11 protein-coding genes and 1 pseudogene are annotated in these 17,462 nt (G+C 64.2%); 3 read left to right on the top strand and 9 right to left on the bottom strand.

All coding sequences use genetic code 11. The annotated features are described in order from the left end of the window. Positions 1–16: 16 nt before the first annotated feature. Positions 17–769: pseudogene (locus IB234_RS24385) on the top strand (HAMP domain-containing protein); the annotation flags it as partial. Beyond that, a complete protein-coding gene (locus IB234_RS24380; RefSeq protein ID WP_412547917.1) occupies positions 761–1,624 on the top strand; it encodes a methyl-accepting chemotaxis protein in 864 nt (287 codons plus the stop codon). The pseudogene IB234_RS24385 and the gene IB234_RS24380, both read left to right, overlap by 9 nt. An 81-nt stretch (positions 1,625–1,705) precedes the next feature. On the opposite strand, the gene IB234_RS09570 is transcribed toward IB234_RS24380, so the two are convergent. The 3 genes from IB234_RS09570 to IB234_RS09560 form a co-directional block, all read right to left on the bottom strand. Continuing rightward, positions 1,706–3,109 carry an amino acid permease gene (locus IB234_RS09570; protein WP_412547908.1) on the bottom strand — a complete coding sequence of 468 codons (1,404 nt, stop codon included), beginning with the start codon at positions 3,107–3,109 and terminating at the stop codon, positions 1,706–1,708. A 183-nt stretch (positions 3,110–3,292) separates the two neighbouring features. After that, complete coding sequence (locus IB234_RS09565; RefSeq protein ID WP_192316865.1) at positions 3,293–4,345, bottom strand: Glu/Leu/Phe/Val family dehydrogenase; 1,053 nt, start codon at positions 4,343–4,345, stop codon at positions 3,293–3,295. Positions 4,346–4,423: 78 nt separating this feature from the next. Continuing rightward, complete coding sequence (locus IB234_RS09560; protein ID WP_192316863.1) at positions 4,424–7,891, bottom strand: indolepyruvate ferredoxin oxidoreductase family protein; 3,468 nt, start codon at positions 7,889–7,891, stop codon at positions 4,424–4,426. 198 nt (positions 7,892–8,089) lie between these two features. Here IB234_RS09560 and IB234_RS09555 point away from each other — a divergent pair, with 198 nt between their 5' ends. Further along, on the top strand, positions 8,090–8,557 hold the full coding sequence (locus IB234_RS09555; protein WP_137971706.1) for an Lrp/AsnC family transcriptional regulator: 468 nt from the start codon (positions 8,090–8,092) through the stop codon (positions 8,555–8,557). A 132-nt stretch (positions 8,558–8,689) separates the two neighbouring features. Here the strand turns inward: IB234_RS09555 and IB234_RS09550 are convergent, their stop codons facing one another. From IB234_RS09550 to IB234_RS09525, 6 genes are all read right to left on the bottom strand, one after another. Then, positions 8,690–9,679 (bottom strand): hypothetical protein, encoded by a 990-nt coding sequence (locus tag IB234_RS09550; RefSeq protein WP_192316861.1) that lies wholly within the window; start codon positions 9,677–9,679, stop codon positions 8,690–8,692. Positions 9,680–10,535: 856 nt separating this feature from the next. Beyond that, positions 10,536–11,198: a maleylacetoacetate isomerase gene (gene maiA, locus IB234_RS09545; protein ID WP_192316859.1), complete on the bottom strand. Its 663-nt coding sequence runs from the start codon at positions 11,196–11,198 to the stop codon at positions 10,536–10,538. Beyond that, entirely contained in the window at positions 11,188–12,171 is a 984-nt protein-coding gene (locus IB234_RS09540) for a fumarylacetoacetate hydrolase family protein (protein ID WP_192316857.1), read from the bottom strand. The genes maiA and IB234_RS09540 overlap by 11 nt, the downstream gene beginning before the upstream one ends. 79 nt (positions 12,172–12,250) lie before the next feature. Continuing rightward, positions 12,251–13,387, bottom strand: coding sequence for a homogentisate 1,2-dioxygenase (locus IB234_RS09535; protein WP_192316855.1), 1,137 nt, complete (start codon positions 13,385–13,387; stop codon positions 12,251–12,253). A gap of 154 nt (positions 13,388–13,541) precedes the next feature. Beyond that, positions 13,542–14,624: a 4-hydroxyphenylpyruvate dioxygenase gene (gene hppD / locus IB234_RS09530; protein ID WP_192316853.1), complete on the bottom strand. Its 1,083-nt coding sequence runs from the start codon at positions 14,622–14,624 to the stop codon at positions 13,542–13,544. A gap of 221 nt (positions 14,625–14,845) precedes the next feature. Beyond that, on the bottom strand, positions 14,846–17,290 hold the full coding sequence (locus IB234_RS09525; RefSeq protein WP_225580462.1) for an EAL domain-containing protein: 2,445 nt from the start codon (positions 17,288–17,290) through the stop codon (positions 14,846–14,848). Positions 17,291–17,462 lie beyond the last annotated feature (172 nt).

Raw genomic sequence — 17,462 nt, 5'->3', positions numbered from 1 at the left:
CGTTGGAGACAGCAGCATGAACATCCGCCAGAAAATGATCGCCTGCGGCGCCATCAGCGTGGTCGCCGCCGCCCTGCTCGGCGGCGTCGGCTACTGGGGGCAGGTACGCCTGGCGGAGGTGCTAGCCAGCAGCGAGCTGAGCGTCAGCGCCCTGCGCAATCATCTGGAGGGCGACATGATGCACGACGCCCTGCGCGCCGACGTGCTGGCCGCCTTCTATGCCCCACCCGGCGACACTGCAGCAGCCAAGCAGGTCCGCACCGACCTGCAGGAACACAGCCAGTGGTTCCAACGCACCATGGCGGCCAACGCCGCGCTGCCGCTGAGCGAGGAGATCCGCCAGGCCATCGGCCAGTCGCAACCGGCGCTCAATGCCTACATCGCCCAGGCCGAGCGCATCGTCGGCCTGGCCTTGAGCGACCCGCAGGCGGCACGCGCCGAGATGCCTGCCTTCGAGCAGAGCTTCGGCGAGCTGGAGGAGAAGAACGAGGCACTCAGCGAGTTGATCGAACAGCACGCCGCCCAGGTGCGCAGCGACAGTGAGGTCGCCACCCAGCACGCCGCCTGGCTGCTGATTGGCGGCATCCTGCTGGTGTGCCTGCTGCTCGCCCTGCTCACCAGCCACCTGATGAAGACCGTGCTGCGCCCACTCGGCAAGACCATCGCCGTAGCCCGAGCCATTGCCCAGGGCAACCTGCGCAGCATCATCCAGATCGACAGCAACGACGAGGCCGGCCAGCTGCAGCAGTCCCTGGCCGAGATGCAGAACAACCTGCGGCAGATGATCGAGACCATCCGCCGCGAGAGCGAGCAGTTGCAGAACACCGCGCAGAACCTCAGCGGCGCCTCGCAGAGCATCGTCCACAGCGCCCGCGAGGAATCGGACAACGCCACCAGCATGGCCGCCGCCATGGAGCAGATGATCCACAACATTGCGCAGATCGCCGACCACGCGCGCAACGCCCAGGACATCTCCTCACAGTCCGAACAGCTGGCCAGCAACGGTGGCCAGGTGATCCTCGGTGTGGTCGACGGTATGAGCCGCATCGCCGAGGCGGTCAACGAGTCATCCAGCACCATCACGGCGCTGGGCCAGTCGTCCGAGGAAATCCACTCGATCATTCAGGTCATCAACAGCATCGCCGAGCAGACCAACCTGCTCGCGCTCAACGCTGCCATCGAGGCGGCGCGTGCCGGCGAGGCAGGTCGCGGCTTCGCCGTGGTCGCCGATGAGGTGCGCAACCTGGCTGCACGTACGGCGCAGTCGACCCAGGAAATCACCGGCATGATCGAGCGCATCCGTAGCAGTACCGTCCAGGCGGTGAACAGCATGCAGGCTGGGGTGACACGGGTGAACGACGGGGTCAACCTGGCACGCCAGGCTGGCGAGTCGATCAGTGAGATTCGTGGTGGCGCTCAGCGCGCCGCCGAGGTGGTGGAGGAGATTTCCCACACCATCGGCGAACAGAGCAAGGCGTCCAGCGAGGTGGCCCAGCGCGTCGAGCAGATTGCCCGCATGTCGCAGCAGAACAGCCACACGGTGGACGAGCTGGCCGCCGCCGCGCAGCGCCTGGACAGCGTGGCGCGCAGCATGCAGGGCTCGGTACTGCAGTTCCAGACCTGAGCCGACCCCGTAGCGCCGCACGCACCGAATACCGATGCGGCCTGCAAGGTGCGCCTGGCGCACCCTACAGGAAGCAGCCAGTCAGCCCTGACTGGCGACGGGCGCCGCGCCTGCTACCAGCTTGATGCGGTAGCAGACCCAGAGCAGCAACAGCCAGACCGGGATCGCGTACACCGACACCTGGATGCCTGGGATCATCAGCATCACGCCGAGGATGAACAGCACGAAGGCCAGGCACAGGTAGTTGGCGAAGGGGAACCAGAACGCCTTGAAGCTCGGCTGCACACCCTTGGCGACCATGGCCTTGCGGAACTTCAGGTGAGCCAGGCTGATCATCGCCCAGTTGATCACCAGGGAGGCCACCACCAGCGACATCAGCAGCTCCAGCGCGCTCTTCGGCGCCAGGTAGTTGACCACCACGCAGAGCAGGGTCACCGCCGCCGACAGGGCAATGGCCAGTACCGGCACGCCACGCTTATTGACTTTCATCAGCGCCTTGGGCGCGTCGCCCTGCTCGGCCAGGCCGTAGAGCATGCGGCTGTTGCAGTACACGCCGCTGTTGTAGACCGACAGTGCGGCGGTCAACACCACGAAGTTGAGTACGTGCGCCGCGGTGTCCTCGCCGATCAGCGAAAAGATCTGCACGAACGGGCTGCTGGCGTAGGCGTCGCCACCGGAGGTCAGGGTCTTCACCAGATCATCCCAGGGGTGCAGGGACAGCAGGATGGTCAGCGCGCCGATGTAGAAGATCAGGATGCGCCAGACCACCTGGTTGATCGCCTTGGGGATCACCGTCTTCGGCTGGTCGGCCTCGGCGGCGGTAATACCCACCAGCTCCAGGCCACCGAAGCTGAACATGATGATCGCCATCATCATCACCAGCCCGGACACGCCGTTGGGGAAGAAGCCGCCGTGCGTCCACAGGTTGCTGATGCTGGCCTGCTCGCCACCGGAGCCGCTGAACAACAGCCAGCCACCGAGCAGGATCATGCCGATGATCGCAACCACCTTGATGATGGCGAACCAGAACTCGGTCTCGCCGAAGGCCTTCACGTTGACCAGGTTGATCAGGTTGATCAGCACGAAGAACGCGGCCGCCGTGGCCCAGGTGGGGATTTCCGGGTACCAGTACTGCACGTACTTGCCCACGGCTGTGAGCTCGGCCATGCCCACCAGCACGTAGAGCACCCAGTAGTTCCAGCCAGAGAGGAAGCCGGCGAACGGCCCCCAGTAGCTATGGGCGAAGTGGCTGAAGGAGCCGGCAACCGGCTCCTCGACGATCATCTCGCCGAGCTGGCGCATGATCAGGAAGGCGATGAAGCCGCCGATGGCGTAACCCAGGATCATCGACGGGCCAGCGCTCTGCATCACCCCGGCGGAACCGAGGAACAGGCCGGTGCCGATGGCGCCACCGAGGGCGATCAACTGGATATGGCGGTTCTTGAGGCCACGCTTGAGCGGGCCGGTGTGCAGCGGCTCGGACATCAGCGAGCGCTCCAGGTCAGGCGGAAAGAAAGGCGGGGCATGAGGCACCTGTCTGTCGAAGTACGCCGCCGGACTCGTGATCCGGCGACAGGGGTATGGGCGATTGGCCGTGGCCCGCAAGCCAGGGAGGCCGGGGCGCGGCGAGTATACACCCGCACGGCGCGACTCCGGCAGGCGCTGCGCTTAGCGGCCCAGGCGCTCCCGCGCCATCTGATCGGCAATGGCCGAGGTGGTCGCGCCTTCGGCCTTGGCGCGCTGGAATATCTCGTCCAGGGTCGCTTCGATGCCCTCGATGTGCGCCTTCAGCTGCTCGGCGCTACCACCGGTGCGCTCGTAGCACACGTCGATGATGCCGCCGGCGTTGATCGCGTAGTCCGGCGCGTACAGGCAGTCGCGACGGCGCAGCTGCTCGGCCAGCTCCGGGCTGGCCAGCTGGTTGTTGGCGGCGCCGGCGATGATCGGCGCACGCAGCGCCTCCAGGGTCTGCGGGTTGATGATGGCGCCCAGGGCGCAGGGGGCGAAGACGTCCACGTCGAGGCCGAAGATCTCCTGCTGACCCACGGCGCGGGCGCCCAGCTGCTCCACGGCGCGACGCTGGTTGGCTTCATGGATATCGGTCACCCACAGCTCGGCGCCGGCGTCCTTGAGGTGCTTGGCAAGGCCGAAGCCGACCTGACCAACGCCCTGGATGGCCACCTTGAGGCCGTTGAGATCGTTGCGACCGAGGCGATGGCGCACCGCCGAGCGAATGCCGACGAACACGCCATAGGCGGTAGCCGGCGACGGATCGCCGTCACGGGTGCCGCCGCCAAAGGCCTCGCGCTGGCCGGCACCCGCTACGTGGCGGGTGCGCTCGGCCATGATCTGCATCTCGGCCACGCCAGTGCCGGAGTCGGCGGCGGTGATGTAGCGCCCGCCGAGGCTGTCGACGAAGTCGCCCATGGCCTGGAACAGCGCCTCGCTCTTGCCGGTGCGCGGGTCGCCGATGATCACCGCCTTGCCGCCGCCCAGCGGCAGGCGCGCCAGGGCGGATTTATAGGTCATGCCGCGGGACAGGCGCAGCACGTCGCGCAGGGCCTCCTCGTCGCTGGCGTAGTTCCACATGCGGCAACCGCCCAGGGCCGGGCCCAGGGTGGTGTCGTGCACGGCGATGATGGCCTTGAGGCCGCTGGCCTGGTCGTGGCCAAAGACCACCTGCTCGTGGTGGTCGAAGTCGATATGGGTAAAGACGGGCATGGGAATTCCTTGAATCTGGGTCGAAAAAAGCCGCCCTCTCCCATCAGGGAGAGAGAGGGCGGCAATGGGGTGACAGGGTTAGGCGGCCGGCGAGAACAGCTGGACGGCGGAGATCTCGCTGAGCAGCAGGCGGGCCTTGAGTTGCTCGGCCTGCTCGCGGGTCTTGGCCAGGGCCTTGTCCTTGACGTGGCCATAGCCGCGGATCTGCTCCGGCAGCTCGGCCAGGGCCACCGCAGTGCGGTAGTTGTCCGGGCGTTGCTCCTTGAGCAGCAGCTCCACCAGCTCCTCGTACTCGCCGATCAGCTCACGCTCGACCTTGCGCTCGGCGCTGTGGCCGAAGGGGTCGAGCAGGCTGCCACGGAGGAACTTGAAGCGCGCCAGCACGGCGAAGGCCTTGAGCATCCAGGGGCCGAAGGTGCGCTTGATCGGCGCGCCGGTGCGCGAGTCAGGCTTGGCCAGCCAGCTCGGCGCCAGGTGGAACTGCAGGCGGAAGTCACCTTCGAACTGCGCTTCCAGGCGCTGGCGGAAAGCCGGCTCGCTGTACAGCCGAGCCACTTCGTACTCGTCCTTGTAGGCCAGCAGCTTGAAGTAGTAGCGCGCCACGGCGCGGCTCAGGGCCTGATCGGCACCGCTGTCGGCCTGGCGCACACGGGTCACCAGGTCCAGGTAGCGCTGGGCGTAGGCGGCGTCCTGATAGGCGGTGAGACGGGCCATGCGGTCGGTGACAATCTCCTCGAAACTCTCGCAACGTGGCGCCTCGGGGTTCTTCGGCTTGGCCAGCTGCTCCACGGCGGACAGGTCATGGCCGGCGCGGCGCCCCCAGAGGAAGGCCTGCTGGTTGAGCTTGATCGACACGCCGTTGAGCTCGATGGCCTTGTCGATAGCCTCGGCGGACACCGGCACCAGGCCCTTCTGGTACGCATAGCCGAGCATGAACAGGTTGCTGGCGATGGTATCGCCGAGCAGCGCGGTAGCCAGGCGGGTAGCGTCGACGAAATGAGTTTTGCTCTCGCCCACCGCCTCTACCAATGCCTCGTGCATGGCCGCGCCGGGCACCTGGGCGTCCGGATTGCGGGTGAACTCGGCAGTGGCCGCCTCGTGGCTGTTGACCACGGCGTTGGCGATCTTGTCGTTGAGCTTGGCCAGGGATTCCTCGCCAGCCGCCACCACCAGGTCGCAGGCCAGCAGCAGGTCGGTCTCGCCGGCGGCGATGCGCACGGCGTAGATATCGTCCTGCTTGGCGGCGATGCGGATGTGGCTGATCACCGGGCCGAACTTCTGCGCCAGGCCAGCCTGGTCGAGCACGGTGCAGCCCTTGCCTTCCAGGTGCGCGGCCATGCCCAGCAGCGCGCCGACGGTGGTCACGCCGCTGCCGCCGACACCCGGCAGGAGGATGTTCCAGGGCCGTGAAAGATCCGGCTGGCGCGGCTCCGGCAAGGCCACGAACAGCGCCTTGGCACCCAGCGCCTCAGGCTTGCGCAGGCCGCCGCCGTGCACGGTGACGAAGCTCGGGCAGAAGCCTTCGACGCAGGAGAAGTCCTTGTTGCAGGCGTTCTGGTCGATCTCGCGCTTGCGCCCCAGCTCGGTCTCCAGCGGCAGCACGGAGAGGCAGTTGGACTTCACGCTGCAGTCGCCACAGCCCTCGCACACAGCCGGGTTGATGTAAGCACGCTTCTGCGGATCAACCAGCTTGCCGCGTTTACGGCGGCGACGCTTCTCGGTGGCGCAGGTCTGGTCGTAAAGGATCACCGAAGTGCCCTTGACCTCGCGCAGCTCGCGCTGCACGGCATCCAGTTCACGACGATGGTGGAAGGTGACGATCGGGGCAAAGGTGGCGCGGGTCGGGTACTTGTCCGGCTCGTCCGAGACCAGGGCGATGCGTTTCACGCCCTCGGCGAACACCTGCTGGCTGAGCTGGTCGATGCGCAGCTCGCCGTCGATCGGCTGGCCGCCAGTCATGGCCACCGCATCGTTGTAGAGGATTTTGTAGGTGATGTTGACACCTGAGGCGACCGCCGCCCGCAGGGCCAGCTGGCCGGAGTGGAAGTAGGTGCCGTCGCCGAGGTTCTGGAACACGTGCTGGGTTTCGGTGAACGGCGCCTGGCCGATCCAGGTAGCGCCCTCGCCACCCATCTGGGTGAAGGTATCGGTATGCCGGTCCATCCATTGGGTCATGTAGTGGCAGCCGATGCCGCCCAGGGCGCGGCTGCCTTCCGGCAGCTGGGTGGAACTGTTGTGCGGGCAACCGGAGCAGAAGTGCGGGGTGCGCTTGGTGTCGTGCTTCGGTGCGGCCAGCGCGGCTTCCTTGGCGGCGAGGAAGGCCAGGCGCTCGTCAATGGTGGCGCTGGTGTAGATCGGCGCCAGGCGCTTGGCGATCACCCGGGCGATCATCGCCGGAGTCAGCTCGGCCAGGTTCGGCAGCAGCGAGTTGCCCTCCTCGTCGAATTCACCAACTACACGTGGGCGCTTGCCGACCGGCCAGTTGTACAGCTGGCCGGTGAGCTGGTCTTCGATGATGCTGCGCTTCTCCTCGACCACCAGGATCTCGTCCAGGCCTTCGGCGAACTGATGCACCGATACCGGCTCCAGCGGCCAGCTCATGCCAATCTTCAGCACACGCAGGCCGACCTTGGCGCACAGCTCGTCGTCCAGGCCCAGGTCGTTCAGCGCCTGGCGCACGTCCAGATAGGACTTGCCGGTGGTGATGATGCCGAGACGCGGGTTGGGCGAGTCGAGCTTGATCTGGTCGAGGTGGTTGGCCAGAGCGAAGGCCCGGGCGGCGTAGATCTTGTACTGGTTGAGGCGCTTTTCCTGGGCCAGGGGCGGGTCCGGCCAGCGGATGTGCACGCCGTCTTCCGGCAGCTGGAAGTCGGTCGGCAAATTGATCTTCACGCGCAGCGGATCAACCTCCACCACGGCCGAGGAATCGACGTTCTCGGCGATGGTCTTCAGCGCCACCCAGCAGCCGCTGTAGCGCGACAGCTCCCAGCCGATGATGCCGTAGTCGAGGATCTCCTGGACGTTGGCCGGGTTCAGTACCGGCATCGACGCAGCAATGAAGGCATGCTCGCTCTGGTGCGCGATGGTTGAAGACTTGCAGCCATGGTCGTCGCCGGCCAGCACCAGCACGCCGCCCTTCTCGGCCACGCCGGCCGAGTTGCCGTGTTTGAAGACGTCGCCGCAACGGTCCACGCCCGGGCCTTTGCCGTACCACATGGCGAACACACCGTCATAGCGTGCACCGGGGAACAGGTTGGCCTGCTGGCTGCCCCACACGGCGGTGGCGCCCAGCTCTTCGTTGACGCCGGGCTGGAAGTGAATGTGGTTTTCCTGGAGGAACTGCTTGGCCTCCCACAGGCTCTTGTCCAGGTTGCCCAGGGGTGAACCCCGGTACCCGGAAATGAAGCAGGCGGTATTCAGGCCGAAGGCGGCATCACGCTGTTTCTGCAGCATGGGCAGGCGGGTCAGGGCCTGGGTGCCGGTGAGGTAAAGCTGACCTGTGGCTACACGGTACTTGTCGTCCAGGCGGATTTCGGCCAGAGACATGGTGCGCTCCTTTTATTGTTGTGGTGAGCGGCGCGACTTCTCTTGGAGGTCGCCATTAGCCCAGCCGCGGGATCGCCGCAGCAGGACGCATGGCCAAAACTATGACCGAGGGGTTCTGGGATTTTCTTTCTTTTTTCGGGCTACCAGCGGGATACTGCGCATGAGTTATCCCTTCATGACCAATAAAGAGAAAAAATCATGCAGGAAAATCTGAGCTCCATTGACCGCCGCATTCTTCGCCTGCTGCAACACAACGCCGACCTCTCCGCTGCCGAAATCGCCGAGAAGGTGGAGTTGTCGCAATCACCCTGCTGGCGACGCATCCACCGCATGCAGGAAGAAGGGCTGATCGAGCGCAAGGTCGCCCTGCTCAACCCGAAGAAGCTCGGCCTGGGCATCACCGTATTCGTCGACATCAAGCTATCGGCCCACGGCCGCAGCAACCTGGAAGAGTTCGAGCAAGCAGTGGTCGGCTACCCGCAGGTGCTGGAGTGCCACACCATGGCCGGCGGCTCGGACTACCTGCTCAAGGTGGTGGCCAAGGACATCGCCGACTACGAACGCTTCCTGCGCGATCATCTACTGCAACGCCCGCATGTGCACGAGGCGCACTCGCATATCGCGATGAGCGAGGTGAAGAGGACTACGGAGTTGCCGTTGGATTGAGAATGCCCCCTTCGGCGGAGGACGGAGCCGAGCGTTTGGGACATGCGAGATGACTGCTATCAACCAATACGCTCATCTAGCGCCTACGAGCTCAGGAAATTCAAAGCGAACTTGGCCTGAATCTGCTGCCTATCACTGCTGGATACGAACTCCGGTCGCATCGTGCTTACGCTTAAGATCTAGATCGATCTCTGCAACGAACTTATCTGGTTTCCCGGCTAGCGTTTGTCCTGTCAACTGATGCACGGCAACTACTGTTTCTGCCCGAATAGCTTGGTTGCTGACAAGTTGAACGGTCAGCACCAGATTTGACAGGTTGAGAAAGTCTTCCAGTAGCTTGAACTGAGACTCAAGCTCTCTCTCAATGCCCTTGATAGCAGCCACACTGTTAAATGTGGTCTCAGCATGGTCGATCTCTGCACTAGTTAGGTGCCCCTTAACGGGGATGAGTTCGAGCTGCTTACGGAAGTCAGAGATCTGCCCCGCATACTCCTGCGCCCCAAGCTGAAGCCATATGCCCAAGCCCTGGAGCTTGCCGTAGGAACTTGGGTACCAAGCCCTTTCTGTGACCTTTCTGCCGTTCTCGTCGACGCCTACCTTGGTTGTCTGGTACTCCCAGATCACCTCTAGACTGTTGCTCTTCCAGCGCTCGACCAGTTTGTGCCAGATTTGCCGAGGGAGAGCGCTCTCTACCTCATACACTCGAGCTTGCAGTTCCCTGTGCCGCATGTGCACAGCCTTACCCTGCTCAATGAAAGCCTGCCTTTGCTCGAGCAGGGCCTCTACCTTACGACGGCGGCTGGCTTGCCTCTCGGAGGCGTCAAGCATCTTGAAGCTTGCTCTGAGCGATTCGTCATCCAAGCTAAGGTGCTTATGGGCACAACAGTGGCCAATCAGAACCACTGCACCATCTTTGCAGGCAACGATGTAGCCTTTCTGGTGCTGCTGGGAGCACCGCTTGCCATGCTTTTCATACTGACAGCTGACCTCAGGCTGATAGAGGTTGTAAGGCCACACGCCACGGCTGAAATTCTCTTTGTTCAGTAGCAGATCCAAAGCGATGTCAAAGCGTCCTTGAATGTCGGAAAAGGTCTTGAACTCCGAAAAGTCTGTCAGTGACATCATCAATTACTCCTAGATTGCAATCGGGCTAGAGATGGGAGCGGCACGAAATACTGTATATAAATACAGATAAATAGGAAAAAGGGATAGGTTTATCCCAAGCCACTGTGCTGAACGAGCCATCCCCTTTCGCCCTTACGGCGAGTCACTTTCTCTTGTTTGGCCAAGAGAAAGTAACCAAAGAGAAGGCCACCCCCGGCATCCGGCCCCGCCTGCGGCGGGGTTCCCTCCTCCGGTGCTGCTCCGGGGGCCGGCTTACAAGGGCCGTCCTGGCCCTTTAAGCCTCTCGCCGCATCCATGCGGCTCGTCCCCCTGAGCAACACCTCCACTCGACCTACTGACGGGGATCGGTTCCGAGTTGCTTGATGGTTCTTTTAAGCGCTGCGCGCCCGCCCGGAGTTAGCAGGAGTCGCTTTCGTAGGGTGGTCTCGCCGCAGGCAGCCCACCACACCGGAACGGTGTACTGCCCTTCGGGCGAGTAGCACCCTACAGAAGCGACACCGCGTCCCCAGGCAACTCCCCGCCCCTTCAGGAGGGTGAGCGGAATCGTTGTGGAAGGGGTTGAGCGGCATGGATGCCGCGAGAGGCGCGATGGGCCAAGGATGGCCCTTCGCGCCGTGCCCCTGGAACGGCGATGGAGCGAACAAACCCGGAGCGAAGCGCAGGGCCGGATGCAGGGGCAAGCGTTTTTGCTTACTTTTTCCGCGACTGGAAAAAGTGAGCCGCCCAGCAGGGCGGAACCAATGCAACATCAAAATGCGGAAACGAGCAGCGGCATGGAAGCGCCACACCACAGCTCAGGAGCTAAAGCGCCCTCTCCCTAACCCTCTCCCGTAAACGGGAGAGGGGACAAGAGCTAGAACACTGCATCTGGCTGAACTTCGGGGGCAGCGGCCTTGAAGGCGTCCAGCGTCTGGCAACGATCTTCCATCTCTAGCAGACGAGGGAATGCCTCCAGCGAGCAGGCAAACCGCCGAGCGTTATACAGCTGTGGAATCACGCAGGCCTCCAGATAGCCCGGCCGGTTGCCCAGAGACAGCCCACCCTTGAGCCCACCCAGCCCCTGCTCCACCGCCGCCAGGCCCTTCTCCACCCAATGGCGATACCAGGCGTTCTTCGCCTCATCGTCGACACCCAGCTCACCGCTGAGGTACTGCAGCACCCGCAGGTTGTTCAGCGGGTGGATATCGCAGGCGATATGCAGGGCGAGCGCCCGCACCTGGGCGCGATGGGCCGGATCGCCAGGCAACAACGCCGGCACCGGGAAAACCTCGTCGAGGTATTCGAGGATGGCCAGCGACTGGGCAATGCGCGCCCCGCCGTTGGCGTCGTCCACCAGCAGCGGCACCAGTTCCTGCGGGTTCAGCTCACAGTACTTGGCCGCGTGCTGCTGGCCGCCGTCCTTGACCAGGTGCACCGACTCCTGGCGGTAGGCCAGACCCTTGAGGCCCAAGGCGATGCGCACCCGGTAGGCGGCGCTGGAGCGCCAGTAGCCGTAGAGCGTCAGCTCACTGCTCATAGCGCTCCACCGCCTGGTCGATGGCGCCGAAGATGCTCTGGCCGGCGGCGTCGAACATCTCGATGCGCACCCGGTCACCGAACTTGAGGAAGGGCGTCTTGGCCTCGCCCTGCTCGATGATCTCCAGCATGCGTTTCTCGGCCAGGCAGCTGGAGCCGGCGCTGCGATCATAGTTGGACACGGTGCCGGAGCCGATGATGGTGCCGGCGCCCAGCGGGCGGGTCTTGGCCGCGTGGGCCACCAGGGTCGGGAAGTTGAAGGTCATGTCCGTGCCGGCATCCGGCTGGCCGAACAGCACGCCGTTGATGTGCGAGACCAGCGGCCGGTGCACCTTGCCGTCCTTCCAAGCCTCGCCCAGTTCATCCGGCGTCACCGCCACCGGCGAGAAGCTCGACGATGGTTTGCTCTGGTAGAAGCCGAAGCCCTTGGCCAGCTCGCCGGGGATCAGGTTGCGCAACGACACGTCGTTGACCAGCATCAGCAGCTGGATGCGTTCGGCCGCCTGGGCCGCCGTGGCGCCCATCGGCACATCGTGGGTGATCACCGCGATCTCCGCTTCCAGATCAATACCCCAGGCCTCGTCAGCCATCTGGATCGGTGCGTGTGGCGGGATGAAGCTGTCGGCGCCACCCTGGTACATCAGCGGGTCGTGCCAGAAGGATTCCGGCATCTCCGCGCCACGGGCCTTGCGCACCAGCTCGACGTGGTTGACGTAGGCGCTACCGTCGGCCCAGTGGTAGGCGCGCGGCAGCGGGCTGTGGCAATCGGCTTGATCGAAAAAGAAGGCCTCGTCGATCAGCCCATCGTTGAGGCGCTGATAGACCGACTCCAGCAGCGGGCGCTTGACCTCCCAGTCGTCCAGCGCTGCCTGCAGGGTGGCGGCGATCTGCGGCACCTTCACGGCGCGGGCCAGATCGCGGGAGACGACCACCAGTTCGCCATCGCGGCCCAGGTTCAGTGATGAGAGTTTCATGCTTCAGCCTCGTTAGGCGCGCTATGCGCACCAGAGAATTCGTTGATCGGGTGCAGGCGGCCAAACGGCCCGCGCACCTCTACTTCAACCCCGGCGCACGCCAGGAGTTCACGTATTCGGGGACGTCCACCGCGGCGGCGGCCTCGGCCACCTCCAGCGCGCGGCGGGTGTCGATCATCACCGCCACTTCCTCGGCGAAGGTGGCCGGGTCTTTTTGCGCCTTCTTCAGTGCCTTGGGATGCGGGCCGTGGGGGAAGCCGCAGGGGTGCAGCGTCACCATCCCAGCCTCGATGTTGTCGCGGCTGAAGAAGTTACCCCGGTGGTAGAACAGCACCTCGTCGTAGTCGTCGTTGTTGTGGAAGAACGGCACCTTGAGCGCGCCGGGGTCGCTCTCGACCGGACGCGGGGTGAAGGTGCAGACCACGAAGCCGTTGGCGACGAAGGTGGTGTGCGCCGATGGCGGCAGGTGGTAGCGGTGGCTCATCAGCGGGCGGATGTCGCGCCAGTTCAGACGCACCACGGTGTTGTCGCCATGCCAGCCCAGCGCATCCAGCGGGTTGAACGGATAAGTGACGGTGCTGATCTGGTTGCGCCGCTTGATCCTGATCTGCCAGCTGCGCTCGTCCTGCTGGGCCTTGAAGGCGTCATCAATGCGCGGATGGTCGAGCACCGCCGGGTCGAAGATCGCCTGCGGGCCGAGCAGGCCCTTGTCCGGTAGCTGATAGGCGCCGTCGCAGTTCTCGATCAGCAGGAAGTGGCTGGGCGCGCTCGGCTCGATACGCCAGGCGGTGCCACGCGGGATCAGCAGGTAGTCGCCGTCGCGGTATTCCAGATGGCCGAAGTCGCAATAGAAGTGCCCGGCGCCGTCGTGCACGAACAGCAGCTCGTCACCGTCGCTGTTGCGCACCAGATGGCGCATGGCGCCGTGGGTCTTCCACACGCGCAGCTTCACGTCGGCATTGTGCAGGGTCAGCGGCGCCTCCAGCGGGCAGTCGCGCTCGCTGGATATCTTGTTGAAGTTGAAGGCGTGCGGGCGCAGCGGCCCTTCCCAGTCGACCCAGCCGGTCGGCGGGTGCTTGTGGTGCAGGTGGGTCACCGGGCCGAAGAAGCCCTCGCGGCCCATCTCCCGCTCGTAGGTGCCTTCGGGAAAGTCGCAGTGGGCCTGGCGCGAGTGCTCGCCCTCGCGCAGGGGGAAGCTGATCCATTTGCGGCTCATCGCGGAGCTCCTGTCATGTATCGAGTTTCGTAGCGAGCGCAGGCCTGGCTGGGCGCCGCTTCGCGAAGGTGCGCAGTTGACATGCCGGTCAACGAGCAACCTGAGCGGAGCCGCAACACCGCCAGGGCAAGCGCAGTAGAAAATCGGTACATGACTACTCCTCGGAGATCACGCCACGACGCAACTGGTCCTCTTCGATCGATTCGAACAGCGCCTTGAAGTTGCCCTCGCCGAAGCCCTGGTTGCCCTTGCGCTGGATGATCTCGAAGAAGATCGGGCCGATCACCGTGTTAGTGAAGATCTGCAGCAGGATGCCGTCATCACCCGGAGCACCATCGATCAGGATGTTCAGGTCGCGCAGGGTAGCGGTGGGCTCGCCGTGGCCGGCGACGCGGCTGTCGACCTTCTCGTAGTAGGTGTCCGGCGTGGTCATGAAGTCCACGCCATTGGCGCGCAAGCGGCGCACCGTCTCGTAGATATCGTCGGTGCTCATGGCGATGTGCTGGATGCCCTCGCCGTGGTACTCGCGGATGAATTCCTCGATCTGCGACTTGTCATCGGCCGATTCGTTGATCGGGATGCGGATCTTGCCGCAGGGCGCGGTCATGGCGCGGGAGAACAGGCCGGTGAGCTTGCCCTCGATGTCGAAGTAGCGGATCTCGCGGAAGTTGGCAATGCGCTCGTAGAAGCCAGACCAGACGTCCATCTGCCCGCGTTTGACGTTGTGGGTTAGGTGGTCGATCTGCTGCAGGCCAACGGCGTTGTCGCCCGGCTTGCGGCCTTCGAGGTATTCGAAGTCGACGTCGTAGATGGTCTTGTCGCCGTAGCGATCCACCAGATACAGCAGCGAGCCGCCAATGCCTTCCACGCAGGGGATGTTCAGCTCGCCGAAGTTGGCATGGCTGCCGACCAAGGTCGCGCCCTGCTCTTCCACGTAGGCGGCGGCCTGGGCGGCGTTCTTCACGCGGAAGGCCATGGCGCAGGCGCTGGGGCCGTGCTTTTCGCCGAAGACGCGCACGTGGCCGCTGGGGCTGCCGTTGAGCACGAAGTTGATGTCGTTCTGCTGGAACAGCCAGACCTGCTTGGAGCGGTGCTTGGCCGTTTCGGTGAAGCCCATGGCGCTGAACAGCTGACGCAGCTGCTCGATGCCCTCGGCGGTGGGTGCAGTGAATTCGACGAACTCGAAGCCGTCGGTGCCTATGGGGTTGTGCTGCTCGATCTTGGCCACGGCGTTCATCCGGCCTCCATGATTGTTGTTGTGGGCAGTCGCCCGCCTTTGCGGCGGTGCGGATGGATGCCCTCATCACAACTTCTGCGCAGCCGCCCCGCAAGGCGGAGGTAGGCCCGCCACCTCTCGACGAGGCAGCCTCTCCGGCAAGATTTCCTTACAGCTGACTCCACCCAAGATATCTACGCGAGATCACCAGACAACTCGTAAATATTTTCTGCCAGGGTGGTTCATCCGGCTGCCACATTCGGTAGAGGCCTGCCCGTCATCAGAAGTTCGCCCAGCGGCTGCGGCTTGCCGATGTGGTAGCCCTGAGCGAAATCGATACCCATCGTGCGGAGCACGGACAGGATCTCGGCGCTCTCGACGAATTCGGCAATCGTCCTCTTGCCCATGACATGGCCGATCTGGTTGATCATCTCCACCATCGCGCAGTCGATGGGGTCGCTCAGCAGGTCGGCCACGAAGCTTCCGTCGATCTTCAGGAAATCCACCGGCAGGTGGCGCAGGTACATGAAGGACGACATGCCCGCACAGAAGTCGTCCAGCGAGAAGCGGCAGCCGAGGGCCTTAAGCTCATTGATGAAGTGGGTGGCGTCCACCAGGTTGGCGATAGCGGCAGTCTCGGTAATTTCGAAGCAGACGTTCTGCGGGTCCACGGGCTGATCAGCCAGGCGTTCGCGAATGAAGGCCAGGAACTCGTGGTCACCAATGCTCGCCCCCGACAGATTGATGGCGCAGCACAACTGTGGCTCCTGCGGATACTCGGAGGCGAAGCGCGACATGGCTTCCAGCGTGCTGGCCACCACCCAACGGTCTATCTGCGGCATCAGGCCATAGCGTTCTGCCGCGGGGATGAACAGCGCCGGGCTGACCAGTTCGCCCTGCTCATCCTGCATGCGCAGAAGTATCTCCAGATGCCCTCCGCTCTCTTCACCCTGCAACGACACTATCGGCTGGCCGAACAGGCGGAAGCGCTGCTCGGCCAGTGCCGAGTGAATGCGTTGCACCCAGCCCATTTCCCCGACCTTGCGGGACAACTCGGAGTCATCCGGCTGGGACGCATGCACCCGGTTGCGCCCCCGCTCCTTGGCCGCATAGCAGGCCATGTCCGCGGTGCGCAGCAGCTCCGCCAGGCTTGCCTGACCCGGTGGCACCTGCACTAGGCCGATGCTCGCGCTGATAGAAAACAGCCGACCACCCCAAGCGAAGCGCAGGTCCTGCACGGACTGGCGCAACGACTCGGCCACCCGCAGAGCCGCCTCCGGCGGGCAGTTCTCCAGAATCACACCGAACTCGTCTCCCCCCAGGCGCGCCAGGGTGTCGCCTTCGCGCAGGTTCTGCTGCAGTGCCTCGCAGACCTGGCGCAACAGCTCATCTCCGGCGGCGTGACCGCAGGTGTCGTTGACCAGCTTGAACTGGTCCAGATCGATGAACATCAGCGCGTGGCGTCCGGGCTGGCGGAGCATCCGCGCCAGCAGCTGAGCCATGCGGTATTCGAACTCACGGCGGTTGGCGAGACCGGTGAGCGCATCATGGCTGGCCTGCCAGGACAGGCTGGCGACGAACTGGCGCTCGCGGGTCATGTCGTGCAACACCATCACCACGCCACTGACCAGGCCACGGTCGCGAATGGGCGCGCCCACCAGGTTGATCGCCACCTTGCTGCCATCCGGACGCACCATCAGTTTGGCGAAATCCCCGGCCTCGGCCGGTTCGCCCGCCAGGATGCGCTGCAACGGCGTCTGCTCTTGGGAGAGAGCCTCTTCGTCGACGATGGAGAACAGCCGTTCGAACGGCGTGCCCTCCGCCTGCCCTGCGGCGCAGCCGGTGAGCTGCTCGGCCGCGGCGTTCATGTAGGCGATGCGACCGTCACGGTCGAGACTGATCACCGCGTCGCCAATGGAAGCCAGAATGGTCTGAGCCCGCTGTTTGACCGCCTCCAGGGCACGGTCGGCCTCCTCCCTCTGGATCAGAAGGCGGCGGGTACGCAGCAATGCCAGGCTGATCAACAGTGCACCGGTCAACAGATTGCCCAGTACCAGCCACAACACTACCGCGCGTGATGCCTCGCCGAGTATCTGGGAGAAAGCCTCGGCGGCCGGCGTGGCGCCACGGTTGATCGCCTCGATGCGGACGCGCCAGCCACCCACCTGCGCTTCGGTAGGCTGGCTGCGCTCGCGTACTTCCACGACCTCGTCGGCCAGCGCGGTGAGTTGGAACACATACTGGTCACCCACCTTCCACTGGTCGATGGCCCGGCTCAGATAGCTGATGTCACGGAAATAGAGGAACAGCCAGGTCATCACCGCCACATCGTCGGGGTGATTCTTGCCTTGCAGGATGCCGGCGCGCGCCGCTGCCAGATCAGGTTCGGCACGATCCAGCGCCATGCGGAAGGCATGATCACCAAGCGGAACGGCAATGGCCTCGCGATAGCCGGCCAGATAACCCGCCTCCCCCGTGCGCGCGTACAACCCCAGGTAATAGATGCCGTCCTTGAGGCCCTTGGACCACAGGCTCTCGCCGGCGACGTAGCCGCGCACGGCAGAATGCAGGTAGAGGCTGCCGCAGGCCAGCAGCGCCTGCACCACGACCACCACCACGAACGGCCATACCAGGCGCAGCAATCTGGCGCGGATATGCGTCTCAGGCGTGCTCATCTCCTCAAGCATCTGAACCTTGTCTCCATGGATACGCCAAGCGGGCGCGACGAACCCGCGTCAGGAAATGACGCTTACTCCATCAGGTATAGTTCGCCATGAAGCAAATGTCGGAAACGCCGGCCATCGACACCTAGACGGCAACCCAGGTGGAGATACCCAGGGGGCCTTACTGCGGAGTTGG

The organism is Pseudomonas sp. PDM16 (assembly GCF_014851865.1).
GTDB lineage: Bacteria > Pseudomonadota > Gammaproteobacteria > Pseudomonadales > Pseudomonadaceae > Aquipseudomonas.
Note: the sequence above shows the minus strand (reverse complement) of the source record. Positions and strands in the feature narration are given on the sequence as shown.

Coding starts and splice junctions, on each gene's coding strand:
- IB234_RS24380 (WP_412547917.1), top strand. CDS start 761: ATGCAGAACAACCTGCGGCAGATGATCGAGACCATCCGCCGCGAGAGC.
- IB234_RS09535 (WP_192316855.1), bottom strand. CDS start 13,387: ATGAGCCGCAAATGGATCAGCTTCCCCCTGCGCGAGGGCGAGCACTCG.
- IB234_RS09560 (WP_192316863.1), bottom strand. CDS start 7,891: ATGTCTCTGGCCGAAATCCGCCTGGACGACAAGTACCGTGTAGCCACA.
- IB234_RS09565 (WP_192316865.1), bottom strand. CDS start 4,345: ATGCCCGTCTTTACCCATATCGACTTCGACCACCACGAGCAGGTGGTC.
- IB234_RS09570 (WP_412547908.1), bottom strand. CDS start 3,109: ATGTCCGAGCCGCTGCACACCGGCCCGCTCAAGCGTGGCCTCAAGAAC.
- IB234_RS09540 (WP_192316857.1), bottom strand. CDS start 12,171: ATGAAACTCTCATCACTGAACCTGGGCCGCGATGGCGAACTGGTGGTC.
- maiA (WP_192316859.1), bottom strand. CDS start 11,198: ATGAGCAGTGAGCTGACGCTCTACGGCTACTGGCGCTCCAGCGCCGCC.
- IB234_RS09525 (WP_225580462.1), bottom strand. CDS start 17,290: ATGCTTGAGGAGATGAGCACGCCTGAGACGCATATCCGCGCCAGATTG.
- IB234_RS09555 (WP_137971706.1), top strand. CDS start 8,090: ATGCAGGAAAATCTGAGCTCCATTGACCGCCGCATTCTTCGCCTGCTG.
- IB234_RS09550 (WP_192316861.1), bottom strand. CDS start 9,679: ATGTCACTGACAGACTTTTCGGAGTTCAAGACCTTTTCCGACATTCAA.
- hppD (WP_192316853.1), bottom strand. CDS start 14,624: ATGAACGCCGTGGCCAAGATCGAGCAGCACAACCCCATAGGCACCGAC.